General features: G+C 35.0%; 14 protein-coding genes and 1 pseudogene. 2 read left to right on the top strand and 13 right to left on the bottom strand.

Annotation, left to right across the window (positions count from 1 at the left end):
- Positions 1-65: 65 nt before the first annotated feature.
- The 13 genes and pseudogenes from ACECE_RS0225400 to ACECE_RS0225340 form a co-directional block, all read right to left on the bottom strand.
- Positions 66-1,469 (bottom strand): hypothetical protein, encoded by a 1,404-nt coding sequence (locus tag ACECE_RS0225400; RefSeq protein ID WP_010252570.1) that lies wholly within the window; start codon positions 1,467-1,469, stop codon positions 66-68.
- A gap of 5 nt (positions 1,470-1,474) precedes the next feature.
- Complete coding sequence (locus ACECE_RS0225395) at positions 1,475-2,080, bottom strand: PilN domain-containing protein (protein ID WP_010252568.1); 606 nt, start codon at positions 2,078-2,080, stop codon at positions 1,475-1,477.
- 33 nt (positions 2,081-2,113) lie between these two features.
- On the bottom strand, positions 2,114-2,605 hold the full coding sequence (locus ACECE_RS0225390) for a type IV pilus modification PilV family protein (protein WP_010252566.1): 492 nt from the start codon (positions 2,603-2,605) through the stop codon (positions 2,114-2,116).
- Positions 2,606-2,706: 101 nt separating this feature from the next.
- The gene (gene pilM, locus ACECE_RS0225385; RefSeq protein ID WP_010252564.1) at positions 2,707-3,792 is read right to left on the bottom strand and encodes a type IV pilus assembly protein PilM; all 1,086 of its coding nucleotides are present in this window, start codon (positions 3,790-3,792) and stop codon (positions 2,707-2,709) included.
- Between the two features lie 94 nt (positions 3,793-3,886).
- The gene (locus ACECE_RS0225380; RefSeq protein ID WP_010252563.1) at positions 3,887-4,153 is read right to left on the bottom strand and encodes a late competence development ComFB family protein; all 267 of its coding nucleotides are present in this window, start codon (positions 4,151-4,153) and stop codon (positions 3,887-3,889) included.
- Between the two features lie 245 nt (positions 4,154-4,398).
- Positions 4,399-5,202, bottom strand: coding sequence for a prepilin peptidase (locus ACECE_RS0225375; RefSeq protein ID WP_010252562.1), 804 nt, complete (start codon positions 5,200-5,202; stop codon positions 4,399-4,401).
- Positions 5,203-5,405: 203 nt separating this feature from the next.
- A complete protein-coding gene (locus ACECE_RS29860) occupies positions 5,406-5,792 on the bottom strand; it encodes a type II secretion system protein (protein WP_010252561.1) in 387 nt (128 codons plus the stop codon).
- A gap of 23 nt (positions 5,793-5,815) precedes the next feature.
- A complete protein-coding gene (locus ACECE_RS0225365; protein ID WP_010252560.1) occupies positions 5,816-7,030 on the bottom strand; it encodes a type II secretion system F family protein in 1,215 nt (404 codons plus the stop codon).
- Between the two features lie 535 nt (positions 7,031-7,565).
- Positions 7,566-8,631, bottom strand: a pseudogene (locus ACECE_RS28820) (IS30 family transposase).
- 101 nt (positions 8,632-8,732) lie between these two features.
- A complete protein-coding gene (locus tag ACECE_RS0225355; protein ID WP_010252559.1) occupies positions 8,733-9,788 on the bottom strand; it encodes a type IV pilus twitching motility protein PilT in 1,056 nt (351 codons plus the stop codon).
- A 65-nt stretch (positions 9,789-9,853) separates the two neighbouring features.
- Entirely contained in the window at positions 9,854-11,554 is a 1,701-nt protein-coding gene (locus tag ACECE_RS0225350) for a GspE/PulE family protein (RefSeq protein WP_010252558.1), read from the bottom strand.
- Between the two features lie 267 nt (positions 11,555-11,821).
- On the bottom strand, positions 11,822-12,706 hold the full coding sequence (gene aroE / locus ACECE_RS0225345) for a shikimate dehydrogenase (protein WP_010252556.1): 885 nt from the start codon (positions 12,704-12,706) through the stop codon (positions 11,822-11,824).
- A gap of 11 nt (positions 12,707-12,717) precedes the next feature.
- Entirely contained in the window at positions 12,718-13,230 is a 513-nt protein-coding gene (locus ACECE_RS0225340) for a YqeG family HAD IIIA-type phosphatase (protein ID WP_010252554.1), read from the bottom strand.
- A gap of 424 nt (positions 13,231-13,654) precedes the next feature.
- On the opposite strand from ACECE_RS0225340, the gene ACECE_RS0225335 reads away from it, so the two are divergent.
- Together ACECE_RS0225335 and ACECE_RS0225330 are read left to right on the top strand one after the other, a co-directional pair.
- Positions 13,655-14,722: a branched-chain amino acid aminotransferase gene (locus ACECE_RS0225335; protein WP_010252552.1), complete on the top strand. Its 1,068-nt coding sequence runs from the start codon at positions 13,655-13,657 to the stop codon at positions 14,720-14,722.
- A gap of 377 nt (positions 14,723-15,099) precedes the next feature.
- Positions 15,100-16,197, top strand: coding sequence for an LCP family protein (locus tag ACECE_RS0225330; protein ID WP_010252550.1), 1,098 nt, complete (start codon positions 15,100-15,102; stop codon positions 16,195-16,197).
- The last annotated feature ends 28 nt before the right edge of the window (positions 16,198-16,225 follow it).

The raw sequence follows: 16,225 nt of genomic DNA, 5'->3' as shown, positions 1-16,225 counted from the left end.
ATGCTGAAAACATAACTTCGGCTATAATCTCACGTTCCAGCCTTATTTGACCCAAATGGGCTTCCTTACTTATAATTAATTATAGAATTATTTCCACTTTTATTGATAACGACTCTAGGCCTATTATCATCATCATTTACAACATCAATAACCATATTTTTTTGAGTTTTGTTTGTTACTGTAATTGTGACCCCAGCATTATCGTTAGTTGACACTCTTTTGCTTGAATCAATAAGCATCTTTATTTCATTTCCCGATGGTTTAAACTGCGCAAGGTTCACGTAGGTCATTTCAGGGAACGCCTCATGGTCCGTTTTAAATTTACAGTAAAACTTTCCATCCTTAGTTTCAAGATATATATCTACATTTTCGTTATCCCTATTATCACCATAAACGATTGGCATCGTACTTTCATTTGAAAGTACACTTTTCCCAACAAAAGATACTGTTGGAGGAGCCATATCAGCACCAAAAGATAGTACTCTCATCGAAAAGTCATAACCTTCCAACTGTTCTTCAATATTTTGCGCTTCATTTTTGTCGTTTACGTTTGTGGTTGCTGATTTATCGCCAGGTGCCATATATCCTTCATAAGGTTTAAAAATATCATTTTTGCCTCCAGGATCCAAAGGAGTCCATTTAACATCAAAGAAATCCTCCTGCAATGCAGCTTTTTTATCTGCAATTCCAAAAAACTCAATTTCCATATTAACCAAAAGCTCATCTTCGCTATTGCTGTTAATTTGAACATTATTTATAGAAATCGTGTTTTTAAAGTTCTTCATCTTATTTAGAAAATCCTTCAATTGTTTATTACTGCTTGTCCCACTAATACTAATACCTAATGAAAATCCTTTTCCATCCGGAATAGAAACCCTGGCTGAGCTAGCTTCTATAGTTTGTCCATAAGCTATGCCTAATGAATCAAGGGCACTTATAAACCTTTTATCATTTAAAACAACACTAGCTGCTTGGGTCGTTATGATACCTGTAGATTGGGTATTCGTCTCTGACCCTGCACTTGCTTCTGATTTATCATCAGCCTTCGATTTTGTATCCGTATTTGATTCAGCAACAGTACTCGAAGCAGTATTACTTGAAGCACTAGTAGCCGTATCTCCACTGACTGCTTTGACTTCTGAAAAAGCTATATTATTAATTATAAACCCCGATTCCTCTGAAAACTTTTTTATTAAAATCAATACATTTTCCTGGGTAATTTCTGGGGGAAACATACTCCTCAGAATTTTCATCTTCTCGTTAAATATCTTAAGTTCAGTGTCAATTCCTGCAACCCTTAACGCAGCACCGTCACTACCTTTGCTGTTTTCTTCATAGTATTCGATATTTTTGATATACTCTTTTATATCTTTTTGCTGGTTTAAATAAAAAAAGTTATAATAAATTACAGCCAATCCTAAAAAGCCAAGTATAATAAAAACCCTTTTATCGTTCAAAGAAATTTTCACAATTATCACTTCCCGGCTGTTAAATATATTATTGCATCAAAACTATAAGATGATTTACTATCTTTTTGCCCGTCGTTTTTCAATTCATTATCACCTTTTTTGCTGCCGGCGGTATACATATTACTCACAGACCCGATATTTATACCGCTAAAATATTCATCCTTTGATATATAATCGGAAAATGTAGCAATTTCTTCTTCGGACTCAGCAATCCCTCTTATAGTGATCTCAACCTGACCATCTCCAGCTTTGTTCGCAACCATACTTTGTATAAAAATTCTATCTGGCAGGTAGCTCTCCAGCTTCTCAATTATCTTTAACATATCTACGCCGGACTTTGAAAGCCTTTTAGCCTCATTTTCCCTTTGCAAATACATATTCCTAACCACATTAAACTCATTTTCGGTTTCTATGTACTTGCTTGCCTCCTTCTCACTCAGATCCAAAAAAGCCAGTCTACTTTTCAAGCTCTGTATTTTTAATACAGGTATCGCTACTATAACAATTATTGCAGCAACAATAACCACACTAAAAAGACCATAGAAAACCATTTTTTTGCGCTTTTTTCTTTTAAGGATATAACTTTTAGGAACAAGATTTAGGTCCTTCAAATGATCCTCACACCCTCAAATTCCGACTTTAGGCTATTTATATTTTCTTCTATAACTGCCTTCCATATTAATTTCATCGCTTTTTCCAGACTTAACAGTAACACTGATTTTTATCAAACTACTATCATAGTCTGATAATTTTATTTCCTGTACTGAAAAATTAGTTATCAAAATAGTGTTGTCTTCTAATAAAGCAACATTATTTCTTAAAATCATTTTTTGCCCTTCATCAAAGGAATACACTATCTCGTCCCCTGGAAAATTAGTACCATCTTTTATTATCAAAGATTTCCCAGTTATCGCATCTACTTCAGTATATTTATTTTCATAAAACCTCAAGTCTTTGGTTATTATCTCCAAAACATCTTTTGCTGCCTGTTGGGCTGTCATTCTGTCATTTTCTACAAAATAATTTTTGTAACCCATATAAAATATGCTTGTAATCGGAGTTAGTATAATACCAACAATAACAAGTGAAGCGATGACCTCAACTAATGTTGTACCTTTTTTCCCTATTTTCTTCATAGTGATACATCCCTACACTAAATATATTTTTTACGCTCATCCCGAAAATAATTACATGATAGAAGACTAAGAAACACCTAAAGTTATATTTCTAAACATTCCTAACTTCTCACAAGGCATCCTAATGCATTTACAAGTAAAACAAAATCTTCACTAAACTCCTCCATTTTTTTATGTCCCTTGTAAAGTACAAATTTTTGAGGGTCTAAAAATTCAACGGGAATATTAAAATAAGTTCTGAAATAAATATCTATCCCCTTTAACTTACTTCCTCCTCCACAAAGAAAAATCCTATCAAGCCTGTTTCCGGTACTTCTGCTGTTATAAAATTCTATGAATCTATTAATATCACTCATTAGATTATTTACAGCTGGCTTGATTAAGTTGCTTATTTTAGCATCTTCACTATTAGGATTGATAAGGTCATCATCGGCAATTAGATTCCCTACCATGATTTTTATTTCTTCCGCTTTAGAAAAATCGACATTTAATTGACTTGCAATCAGGTCGTCAATGTCACCGCTTCCATTTAATAAAATCCTGCTGAATTTTAACTTACCGGATGAGAAAATGTACACGCCTGTAGTCTTAGCTCCCAAATCTAAAACTGCAAATTCATGAGGTAATTCTTTACCATTAAGCTCTTTTCCCACGTATGCTTCACCGAAAAGTACCTTGCAAATATTATTAGCAGGTATATCTATAGCTTCAATTTCCTTATTAAGCCTTTTATGAACTTTCATAAACTCATCCACTTGATTTACAGGAGCAGCTACCAGCAGAACCCTATTGAAGACACCATCCCCGCTATCTATTTCTTCTAGAACCTTAAAGTCCAATATATAATTATCAAGTTCAACCGGAAAATATTGTTGGGCCTCAAACCCCAGAATTTTTTCCAATTCTTCATCTGTAGACTTAGGTAACTGAATGTCCCTTGTAATAATCCCTGTACCTGTTATACTCATAACCAAATGCTTACCTCTTATCTTCCCCTTCTTAAGGGAATCCTTAAGCATAGCAATGAGGCCATTAAGATTTGTGATTTTTCCATCTTCCATTATTCCTGTTGGTGTATCTGTAATAAAATAATTATCCACAACTATTTTATCCTTCTCAATACCGCCAAGGACAATTTTAGTTTTCCTGTTTCCTATATCAATGGCAAGGTATTTCTTCATAAACATAAGCTCTCACTCCAAACTGAAAGATAAAATAGCTCCTCATTTTAAGTTCACAGCTTTCATTTACTTTGGGCTTTCATTTACTTTGGGCCTTAATTTACTCATGTCTGGGTCTACGTTTGACAAGCACAGCAGCCTTTGTAATAGCTGCTATTACATCCACTTCAAACTGCTGTTTCAAAGAATTTACTTTAGAATACAGTTCGCCTCTTTCACTTACAATGTATCTTGAAGGCAGATCATTTAACGCTATTGCTGCTATATCGAGAATGCACTTTTCACAGCTGCAGACATTTATATCATCCAAAACTTCCTTCATTAAAGAAAAGACTATTTCTTCCATATAATTTTTAATTTGGGGCATAGTATAATCCTCCTGCCGATTATTCTTTTTATCTCTCAAAAAAACTATATTCTCCTCAATCTCTAAAAACTATATCGTACAAATTAATAATTTAAATAATAATTTTTTGAAAATAATATAGACGAAAAACTCTAAAACTAAATTTAAAGGATGTTTTTCATATAAATTAGATAACGTTTAAATGCTATATAGATTTACCTTCGGTGTTCGTTATCTATATAGCCATTTTATTGAAAGCTTTAATATCAGAAAAGCAAACTGCTGACATACCATTTCAAAATATCCCAGCCATAAAGATACGTAATTAGAGTGCCCATTACAATAAATGGTCCAAATGGGATAGTACTTTTCCTGCCCTTTACCTTTATGATAACCAGAATAAGGCTTATTAACCCTGCTAGAACAATAGATGCCAACAAAGCAATAAAGGTCATTTTCCATCCCAGGAAAATACCTATCGGAGCAAATATCTTTATATCTCCGCCCCCCATTGCATCATCAGTTTTATAAATTAACATTCCTATTAACCCAACAACCAACAACGTAACCGAACCGGCAAACATTCCAAGTATAGGATCCCACCACTTTCCCCCTTCACCAAATATCTTCATAGGGAAAAAAGCGTTATATATAATTGTAATACCTCCTGCCACAAGTCCTGCAACAACCAGTTCATCAGGTATTATCCTGTGGTCTATATCAATAAAAAATACTGCTATGAGAATTGACATAAGAAAAGCGGAACATAGTAAATCTACTGAAATTCCAAATTTATTATATAAAAGCGCAAAAGTAAGTCCCGTTAAAGACTCAACAATGGCATATCTTGGCGATATCTTACTGCCGCAATACCTGCACTTACCCTTAAGAAATAACCAACTGAAAACAGGAACAAGGTCAACTGCCGTCAGTCTCTTACCGCAACTGCCGCAATGTGATGGAGGGTAAGCTATATTCTCCTCCTTCGGAATACGATAAATACATACATTTAAAAAGGAACCAATAACTACTCCAATAACTGTCACATATATAAGCAAAATAATTTCCATTTATTTTTCCTCTTCTGTATATAGATTTTATTTATATTATATAGGAAAAAAGCCTTTATGTAAAAAGGTTTATGAGTAATCAATATAAAATAAGTTACAAGGCTGAGTGGCGTCAGCCATGTAACTATTTATTCTAAAATATACCATATTCTTAAACAACATTGAATGCTACATTAGCAGCAGTTTATTAGACAAATTACTTTCTATTGCGGAATTGCCTGTAAAGTAGATGCAGCCTCCGAAGTCTTAACGCATTTAACTCTTCCTGTTTTAGGATCATAATAGAATCCATATCCAGTTTGTTGAACAGCAGGCATATCAATTTCCAACTTAACTGCTTCTGTTATTGAAGCAGCTGATGTCGGTGTATCGCCTAATGTAATCTTGTTATTTGCAGCGAGTCTTAAAATAGCGGCTTCTATTTCTTTTGCATTAGAATTATCGGTATTAACTTTTGCACTATCGAGGTAACCAAGAACTGAAGGAACTGCAACAGCCGCCAATATACCTAAAATAGCAACAACAACGATTAATTCTACGAGTGTAAACCCTTTACTGTTTTTTCTTTTCTTATTCATTCCTTTGAACATACAAATACCTCCTATGTTTTTGATTACGTTACATTTTGGTACATTGAGAAGATGGGAAGAATCATTGCAATAACTATCCCTCCAATAACCACAGCCATTGCTACAATCATGAGAGGTTCTAGCATTGCAAGTATTTTTCCAATAGATGCGTCTAACTCATCATCGTAGAAATCCGCCACCTTTTCTACAATAGAGTCGAGAGATCCTGCTTCTTCTCCAATACTGATCATATGAGTTACCATTACGGGAAATATACCTACTGCCTCCAAAGGTTCAGCTAAACCTGAGCCTCTTTTGATGTCTTCTTTAACTTTTATCATACCTTTGTTAACCACTTCATTATCAAGTAAGTTTCCTACCACCTCCAGCGCCTGGATAAGGGGCACACCAGTCTTTAACATCAAACTTAAAGATCTACTAAAACGTGATGCGATTATTTTCCTCATATTCTTGCCTACAATTGGAAGGCCAAGTACAATCTTGTCATATATGTACTTTCCTCTCTCTGTCTTTATAAATTTTTTATATGCAATAACCAGGCTGGGAATAACAATAGATGCACCAAGCAGAAACCAAATGTTTTTAAATGTGTCGCTTATAGCTAGAAGTATTCTTGTCGGTAAAGGGAGCTCACTTCCCATACCTTTAAACATGGTTATAAAATTGGGGACAACAAAAATCATCATGAATATTACAGCAACAATAGCTATACCACCAATAGCTTTTGGATATACCATAGACGTCTTAATCTTTTGTTTAACTTTATTGTCCTTTTCCAGGTAAGTTGCCAATCTATCCAGCACAGTATCAAGATTACCGCTGATTTCCCCTATTTCAATCATACTAATAACAATAGTAGGGAACTCACTTTTATGTACTTTCATTGCTTCTGAAAGTGACATACCTTTCTGTACATCTTCATAAACCTTGCTGAGTATATTGGCCAATTTACGGTTTTCTGTCTGCCTTCTAAGCAAATCCAACGAACCGATTATCGTTACGCCGGCATCAGCCATGGTATAAAACTGCTTACAGAATACAGACAAATCCTTTAAGGGTATTTTCTTACCCGAACCCATTTTTAAATCTTTATCAAGTAAATTCAGCTCGCTAATCTCAAGCGGGTAAAGACCTCTATTCTTAAGAAGTGATACAACCATATTTTTATCTGTTGCATCAATTTTACCTGCAGAAATGTTTCCAGTAACTGTTTTTGCTCTGTAATTATAAGTAGCCACATTGTCCTCCTCCTAAAACTCCGGTTTTAGGCAAAACCAAAACAATCCAACGCAACCTTCATCATGCAATTATTAGAGAAATTTGATATTTGTTACAATTATATACAGAGAATTTCCTTTATATTTAGAAACACTACAGAACACAACTCTAGAGTCTTAAAGAATTACACAACTATGAATACAAAATCCTTTTTTGAATTATATATATGAAATAAAACATGAATAGACAAATGAATCCTTTTTTTACATATTTAAATTATATCACAAATTATCCATATTTACAATAATCATTTTACATTCCCATAAACCTTATATAAATTGCAAGTTAAAGTGACGGTAAAATTTTGGTAAACTTGTATAATGCAAACTATTGGCACTATTGTTCGGGATGTCAAGGGCGAGCATAGCTCGTTCATCGTAGGCAAAGCCGGAGACCCTTTACATCCATTGCACTATCATCCTTTTGTTCCCGGTCTGTTATGACAGACCGGCTGCCTTCTGGCGAGGACAGGGCTTGGGACAGAGTCCCAAGGTTTTAACTTGCAGCCATATCAATTGCAGACTTATATGCTAATATTCGTCTTGGATAGTTATTTATCCATGTTTCTATCCATTTTATCGTCTTTTTACTTATTCTCCCTATATCTGTTCCTTTTGGTATAAATCGGCGTATTAGCTTGTTTGTATTTTCGTTTGTGCCTCTTTCCCAGGAGCTATATGGATGTGCATAATATAGTTTCACCCTTTTATCTTTTCCAGCCCTCACAGACCGTTCTATGCCTTCATAATCAAGAAATTCACTACCATTATCCACTGTTATTGTTTTGAATTTATCCTTAAATGATTTACCATATTTCTTCTCCAAACAATCTAGTGCTGCTACTACTGATTCTTGTGTCTTTGATGGCATTTTGATTATTATTTCCTCGCGTATACTTCTCTCACTTAAAACCAGTAATACTGCACCTTTCCCCTTCACGTTTCCAACAACACAATTCATTTTCCCAATGTCCATATTCCCTCGCGCTTATCAATTTTTGTAGGCCTTTTCTTCAATTGCTTGTTCCTTTTAAATTTTTTATGCGGGATTTTTTATTTTTCTTATAAGTTTTTCCTTTTGCCCAGCTTTTTTCCACTGGAAGATCTATATTTGTAAGGTTTAAGAACACATCTCTCGAATCTATATAGTTATATACTGTCTTTGTACATATTTGGGTCTCAAACTCTAAGCCTTTCGCTTCTATCTCTCCTATCACTGCATCTGGGGAATACTTTTCTTTTACAATCTTTTTTTCTATGTGTTTGACTAATTTGTGGTCTTTACCTATCTTTAATCCAGGTCCTTTGTTCCTTGCATTCTCATAATATATTCGTTGCCCTACATCTGCACAATATTCTTCTCTGTAAGTCAAATCAGAGTTCACAAGCTTTATCTTTCCCCTCGATATTTCTCTTTCTATTGTTCTGATACCTCTTTGCATGCGCTGTGCTATTTCATAAGGTTTTAATCCCTCTTTTAACAATATTTCAATACTATATCTTTCTCTTGCTTTTAGGTGTTTATATTTTTTTGTTTTTGCGGTATTATTAATCTGGCTCATGGTTTTCTCCTTTGTTTGTTTTTCGTGGTTGCTAAACATTATACAATGGATTTTACCATGAGTCTCAATTTTTTGCTTCTTCCGTCACTTTATTTTACAACTTACCTTCCCATAAACCTTATTATGTTTTCCTGAGATGAGCCATATGCCATTACATCCTCCTGACTTATAATTCCCTTTTTGTACAAGCTCACCAAACTGCTATCCATCGACTGCATACCAAACTTTGCACCCGTCTGGATCAAAGAATCAATTTGATGTGTTTTTCCCTCTCTGATAAGGTTCTTAATGGCAGGTGTTGCCACCATAATTTCTATAACAGCAGCCCTACCTGGTTTATCAATTCTCGGTAGGAGCTGTTGCGATATTACTCCTTGAAGAATAACCGACAACTGTATCCTTATCTGCTGTTGCTGATGTGGCGTAAACACATCTATGATTCTGTCTATTGTACTTGCAGCTCCTGTTGTATGAAGTGTTGAAAGGACAAGATGTCCTGTCTCGGCAGCTGTTATTGCTATGGAAATGGTATCTATATCACGCATCTCACCAACCAATATTACATCCGGGTCTTCTCTTAGTGCAGCTTTTAGCGCAGCTGCATAGGAAGTAGAATCGTTTCCTATCTCCCTCTGATTAACAATGGATTTTTTGTGTCTGTGGAGGTATTCAATAGGATCTTCGAGTGTCAAAATATGACAATCTCTCTCTTCATTTATCTGGTTTATTATCGAAGCAAGTGTTGTTGATTTTCCGCTCCCGGTAGGACCAGTTACAAGAATCAAGCCCTTGGTTTTTCTTGCAAGTTCAGTAACTATACCCGGCAGTCCTAACTCCGCTACAGTCTTTACCACTGAATTTACGAGCCTTATAGCGGCTCCAAAGGAACCTCTTTGCTTAAAAGCATTAATCCTGAAACGTCCAATGCCATCCCATGAAAAAGATAAGTCAACCTGCCCTCTTTTCTCGAGTTCTTCCATCTGTTTTTCGGAAACCAACTGTCTTACAAATGCTTCAGTTTCTTTTGCATCAAGTGCCTTATCTTCCAACCTTATCAGTCTTCCATTCTTTCTTATGGTAGGTGGTACCCCTACTGTAAGGTGCAGGTCTGATCCTCCCTGTTCAACCGTTGCTCTAAAAAGCGCTTCAAGATTCATTCATAATCCTCCTTGCTTGCTTTCGTTAAAAATAGCCTTAATTATACCACAAGTAATTCACAAATTTATGATTTTTCTTCATTGGAAAATGTAATCTTTATCATTTCCTCAATGCTAATTTTCCCCTCCAGCACTAATAGCCGAGCATTATCTTTTAACGATTTCATTCCGTTTTCAATGGACAATTTTCTTAATTCTTCCTCTGTACAGCCTTTATTAATAAGTTCCTTATGCTTTCTTGTAAGTACCATAATCTCATAAATGCCTATTCTTCCCTTGTAACCTGTACCGTTACAAACAACACAACCTTTTCCCGAGTATAACTGAACAGGTATATCTATCTCCAACACAGAGAGTTCTTCGTCAGTTGCAATATGCTCCTGTTTGCAGTTGTAACATATTTTTCTGACAAGCCTTTGCGCTATTACTCCCACAAGAGAAGAAGCTACCAGAAACGGTTCAATTCCCATGTCAATCAATCTTATAACTGATCCCGGGGCATCATTAGTGTGAAGAGTACTAAGCACCAAGTGCCCTGTAATTGCAGCTCTAACAGCTATTTCAGCTGTCTCGCCATCCCTTATCTCACCTAACATTATTACGTTCGGGTCCTGCCTCAGTATTGAACGAAGTCCCGACGCAAAGGTCAATCCCGATTTATTATTTACTTGAACATGGTTTACACCCTCAATCAAACATTCAACAGGATCTTCAATGGTAATTATATTTATATTCGGTTTGTTTATTTCACTCAGTGCAGTATACAAGGTTGTCGATTTACCGCTTCCTGTCGGGCCCGTTACAAGCACTATACCATGTGGATTTTTGAGCATTTTCTCAAACTTACTCTTATCTTCATCACTAAAGCCAAGTTGATCTTTAGAAACAACGAAAGCTTTCTTGTCAGCTATTCTTATAACTATCTTCTCTCCAAACACAGTAGGCAAGATTGATACTCTAAGGTCAAAATCCCTGTCGTCAACTTTGACAGTAAACCTACCATCCTGTGGAGACCTTTTTTCCGTAATATTCATACCGGAAATTATTTTTATACGCGTTGCAAGAGCATTCATAATGCCGATTTCTGTCTTCATTACTTCGTGCATTTCTCCGTCTGTACGAAATCTGATTTTAATAAATTGAGCAAAAGGCTCTATATGGATATCACTTGCCTTATTTCTCACAGCCTGCTCAATAATTGAATTAACCAGCTTAACCGCAGGAGCATTGCTGACTTCATCACTTAGCCGATCTTCAGAGTTTTCGGAGTTTATCCTTAATGATGATTCATTTTCCTTTTTAAATTCCTCTACAGCTCTTAATGCATGTTGTTTACCGTAATACTTGCCGATTGCTTTAATTATTTCCGAAGAAGAAGCAATAACAGGCTGAACTTCCATACCTGAATATATAGTAACATCATCAATTGCAAAAACATTTAAAGGATCACTCATCGCAACTGTAAGCATGCCATTTTGCTGGGAAATGGGAATAAGTTCATATCTTCTTGCAAGACCTTCAGGAACCAGCATGGTTGCAGCCTGATTTATATTGTATTTCTCCAAATCGACATGAGGAATACCCAGCTGAAACTCCAGAACTTCAATAATATTTTCGTGAGTTACAACCCCTTCTGCAATCAGAACTTCACCCAGTTTTTTTCCTGTAGTCTTCTGGATCTTCAGTGCATTTTCAAGTTGTTCAGGTGTAATAAGACCAACTTCCAGCAGAAGATCCCCCAGCCTTTTTCGCACTTGTTTCTTCATAGTATCCACCTTTAGCGATGAATTCATAGTAAAGCCTATTTCTACTATCTTATAACTATAGTTATATCGGTAATAGTTCATTATTACTTTATACTACATTTTTTACAATTAGGAGGCTTGCTTTGTAAATTCTCCTAAATAAAAGCTCCAAGCATCGAGCAACTTTGCTTTTGCCGCTTTCACTTAGTTCGAAAGAGGCGTAATAAAAACCCCCTTTGAATTTTTTTTGAATCCAAAAGGGGTTCTTAAATCTAATTACTATATAATTTATTTATTAAGGATTGTAATAAAAGACTTGTAAATATCTTTTAGGTCTTTTTCAGAGAATTTTACCCCTGTCCAAATTTCATATGAATTTATGCCCTGATAAAAAAGCATTCCCAAACCACCAATTGCCTTACATCCTCTGCTTTCCGCATCTGCAAGAAATTTTGTTTTGGAGGGATTATATACAATATCATAAACTATCTGCCCACTTCTGAAATAATCAATATTTTCAATCGGCGACTTATCAATATCCGGACTCATTCCAACTGATGTAGTATTTATAATTATATCACTTTCTTCAAACGCCATCTTTAAAGTCTTGTCTTCAAAATTGTATACCTGAACAATTTCAGCTACATTCTCATTCACAACCTCAGCCAGTTCAACGGATTTTTGAGTTGTTCGGTTTACAATGCTGATTTTCTCAGCTCCATCCATCGCAATCTTCACAGCAATTGGCCTTGCCGCTCCTCCTGCTCCTATCATGACTACCTTTTTACCTTTAAATCCCGTTCCTGCAGCCTCTTTAAAAGCTCTAAGGAAGCCTTCCCCATCGGTATTATACCCATAAAGTCTGCCTTCTATTTTTTTTACCGTATTTACCGATCCCATTAATATAGCTTCTTTGGTATTATCATCAATAAACTTCATAATGTCCCGCTTATACGGTATGGTTACATTAAAACCAACAAAATCTACAGCCTTTAGAGCTTTTACTACAACCTCAAGATTCTCTTTATCCACTTTTAACGGTACATACAAAAGATCTAAACCTAACAACAAACTCAGTGAATTATGAAGTTGAGGTGAAACAGAATGTTCAACAGGATTTCCGATTAAGCCCAGAAGTCTCGTCTTACCTGTAACGCTGGAATCAATATTCATAATACCTCCTTTTATCTTTTTGATTTTGATAATAATTTTTCATGCTTTGCAAGTACATACTTTTCTGCGATCCTTTTGGCCCTGACATAAATGACTTCCCTCTTGTCAATAGGTTTAACAAGTATTGTAAACATATTTACTCTGTTTCCACCAAATATATCGGTAAAAATCTGATCACCTATTACAGCAGTTTCTTCAGCTTTTATATCCATAAGCCTTGCAGCTTTCATAAATGCCCTGCTTCCAGGCTTTGAGGCTTTATGAATTGCATTTACCTGCAGCTTTTCATTAAATTTAACCACTCTTTTTTCAGAAGCGTTAGAAACAATACAAACTTTAAAGCCGGCGTTTTTTACTTTTGCAATCCATTCCACCGCATTCTTGTCTGCCTCGGCCACATGTTCCGGTACAAGAGTATTATCAATATCAAGGATAAGTCCTTTTATTTTATTTTTTGTAAGCATATTAAGTTCTATATCCTGAACTTTATCTATTTTGAGCCTTGGATAAAACTTCTCTATCATATTTTCCTCCCAAATTTATATTTAACATATAATTGATAATTATATTAAGCAATGCGTTCAATAGCTTTAGTTATATTATCTCACGAAAATAGGAATTGATAAGCCCAAATGCTTTCCGCGAAAAAACAGTCTCAACCATATTAATAATAGCAAATAATGTAACAACATAGCAATACAAATAGCACATATAGTTAAAAAACATATCTTTCTATTATATAATTCACTCCTAATATTTTATCCTTTATTACACATTTTATATTTTATGTTAAACTTTCTATAACTAATTTAATAAAAAGCTGGATTTTTGAACTAAAAAGTTGCATAATAGATATAAGATTTTTGCCCCATGCTATGGGGTGTGTTTTAAATACCTAATTATTACCAATTTAATTTTTAGATATATTTTGAAAGGGGTTTATACACTATGTCCAACCAAATTGTAATTGAAAAAACGAAAAGTCCTAAACAAAAGCCTGATCAAAACAACTTAGGGTTCGGATTATATTTTACAGATCACATGTTTATAATGGAATACACTGAGGGTAAGGGATGGCACGATCCAAAGATCGTTCCTTATGCTCCCCTTAGTCTTGATCCTTCATGTATGGTATTTCACTATGGTCAAGCCATTTTTGAAGGCTTAAAAGCATACAAAGGTTCTAATGGGGAAATACTTCTTTTCAGGCCTAAAAAGAACATGGAAAGAGTAAACATTTCAAACGACAGATTATGTATACCTTCAATTGATGTTGATTTTGCTGTTGAGGCAGTTAAAGCACTGGTAAACGTTGATAAAGACTGGATACCTGAAGCAGAAGGAACATCACTTTATATACGTCCATTTATTATAGCAACCGATCCAAATCTTGGGGTTAGACCTTCTCATACCTATAAGTTTATGATTATTCTATCACCTGTTGGTGCTTATTATAAAGAAGGCTTGAATCCTGTAAAAATCTATGTAGAGAGCAATTATGTCCGTGCAGTAAAAGGCGGAATTGGTTTTGCAAAAACTCCCGGCAACTATGCTTCCAGTTTGAAAGCTCAGATGGAAGCCAAGGAAAAAGGCTATACTCAGGTTTTATGGTTGGATGGCGTTGAGAAAAAATATGTTGAAGAAGTTGGTACTATGAATGTATTCTTCAAGATAAATGGAGAGGTTATAACACCTTCTTTGGAAGGTAGTATTCTGTCTGGTATTACAAGATCATCCACCATTGAACTTCTCAATTCCATGGGTGTAAAAGTTACAGAACGAAAGATAGCTATTCAGGAAATCTACGATGCTCATGCAAACGGTACCCTTGAAGAAGCATTTGGAACCGGTACAGCTGCTGTTATCTCCCCAATTGGAGAACTCAACTGGAACGGAAATGTAGTAGAAATAAATAACGGTAAAATCGGTGAGCTTTCATCTAAAATCTATGATGCAATAACAGGAATTCAGAGTGGTAAGCTTGAAGACAAATTTGGTTGGACTGTTAAAATATAACTCAATCGCTTTCTCTTAACATTTTGCAATATTCAAAGGGCGGATGAACTTTTCATCTGCCTTTTGTAATATCTATATGTCAACATAGCTTGTATGTAATAAACTATGAACATAACACTTAGCAATCACCTTTTTCATCTGGCCTAAATCATAAACATCTCAACAAGCAAAATACAGGTATATCATTCCAGTTTTTTAAATATATACTCATAAAACCAATATCTTATTACTCCGATATAATAATAGATAGAATAGATTAAGTTTTTCTTAAATTTTGTCTTTTTTTGCCCGAACCCCTGTGTTCTTATGTTAAAATATCAATGTATAAAAATTTTCAGAAAATACTGAGTTCAAGATGGATTTAAGAGGAGAAAAACATGGGAAAGAAAAAAAGCTCTAAAAACGGATTTAAAAAGAATGTTTTTATATGGCTGAGTGTTTTTGTTGTGATAACAGTTTCAGTATTCACTCTCGGTAAATTAGGCCTATTGGGCAAGGATAATACGGAGGCACTTAGTACATTTGAAAGTCAGCCCACTATTGACCCCATTGATATCACAGATAAAAACGACCAGTACATACCGAAGCCTTCCAATATTTCAACTCCGGGTAAAATTGATTATGACTCCATTGCTGGGCTTACAAACGAAAATTTATATTCAGAGCAGCTTGTAACAAAAGGAAGTAAAAATATCTTATTTGTAGGTTCTGATAAATTAAGCGGGCTTTATGATACTATTGGTATTTTAAGCATTGATAAGGAAAACGAAAAACTCAAGCTAATTATGATACCCAGGGACCTGCATATTGACTACAACGAGAAAGTAAGACATTACCTTGAAATTCATGGCAAAGCAGATAATCCGGGCTTTTACAAAATAAATTGTGCACATAACATAGGCCCATACTTAAAATATAAAGGCAAATTTGAACCATATTCAATGAATTTTCTTGCTGGTGTAATAAAAGAGAAATTCGGTATAGAAGTAGACGATTATGTTAAAATAAATCCGGAAGGCTTCGTTGAGATGGTTGACCTGTTTGGTGGAGTTGATCTGGAAGTACCCTATGACATGAACTATGATGACCCATACCAGGACCTTTCGATCCATCTGAAAAAAGGCATGCAGCAGTTGAACGGTAAAGAAGCTGAAGGTTTTGTACGGTTTAGACAGGGCTATAATACTAAAAACGAACACATTCAAATAGGTGATGTTGAAAGAAAGAATAACCAGTTAAAATTCATTAATGCCTTTATAAAACAGCATGGAACAATATCCAATATTGATAAACTTCCAGGTCTAATAAATACGCTTAATAAAAACTTAAAGCATAGCATAGGTGTAGGCGATCTTTTAACCTCTTACATAGGATATGCTAAAGATGCCATAACAAAAAAATATGAAATTGAAAGCACTACCTTATCAGGTAAAGCAAAAATGGTTGACGGATCTTATTTTATATACATTAATTAATACAATAATTGGGTTTATAAAAAAAACC

The organism is Acetivibrio cellulolyticus CD2, from assembly GCF_000179595.2.
Taxonomy (GTDB): Bacteria; Bacillota; Clostridia; order Acetivibrionales; family Acetivibrionaceae; genus Acetivibrio; species Acetivibrio cellulolyticus.
This window is presented reverse-complemented; position numbering and strand designations above follow the sequence as displayed.

Coding starts and splice junctions, on each gene's coding strand:
- ACECE_RS0225390 (WP_010252566.1), bottom strand. CDS start 2,605: ATGAAGAAAATAGGGAAAAAAGGTACAACATTAGTTGAGGTCATCGCT.
- ACECE_RS29860 (WP_010252561.1), bottom strand. CDS start 5,792: ATGTTCAAAGGAATGAATAAGAAAAGAAAAAACAGTAAAGGGTTTACA.
- pilM (WP_010252564.1), bottom strand. CDS start 3,792: ATGTTTATGAAGAAATACCTTGCCATTGATATAGGAAACAGGAAAACT.
- ACECE_RS0225375 (WP_010252562.1), bottom strand. CDS start 5,202: ATGGAAATTATTTTGCTTATATATGTGACAGTTATTGGAGTAGTTATT.
- aroE (WP_010252556.1), bottom strand. CDS start 12,706: ATGAATATTGATTCCAGCGTTACAGGTAAGACGAGACTTCTGGGCTTA.
- ACECE_RS0225340 (WP_010252554.1), bottom strand. CDS start 13,230: ATGATAGAGAAGTTTTATCCAAGGCTCAAAATAGATAAAGTTCAGGAT.
- ACECE_RS0225355 (WP_010252559.1), bottom strand. CDS start 9,788: ATGAATCTTGAAGCGCTTTTTAGAGCAACGGTTGAACAGGGAGGATCA.
- ACECE_RS0225330 (WP_010252550.1), top strand. CDS start 15,100: ATGGGAAAGAAAAAAAGCTCTAAAAACGGATTTAAAAAGAATGTTTTT.
- ACECE_RS0225350 (WP_010252558.1), bottom strand. CDS start 11,554: ATGAAGAAACAAGTGCGAAAAAGGCTGGGGGATCTTCTGCTGGAAGTT.
- ACECE_RS0225335 (WP_010252552.1), top strand. CDS start 13,655: ATGTCCAACCAAATTGTAATTGAAAAAACGAAAAGTCCTAAACAAAAG.
- ACECE_RS0225380 (WP_010252563.1), bottom strand. CDS start 4,153: ATGCCCCAAATTAAAAATTATATGGAAGAAATAGTCTTTTCTTTAATG.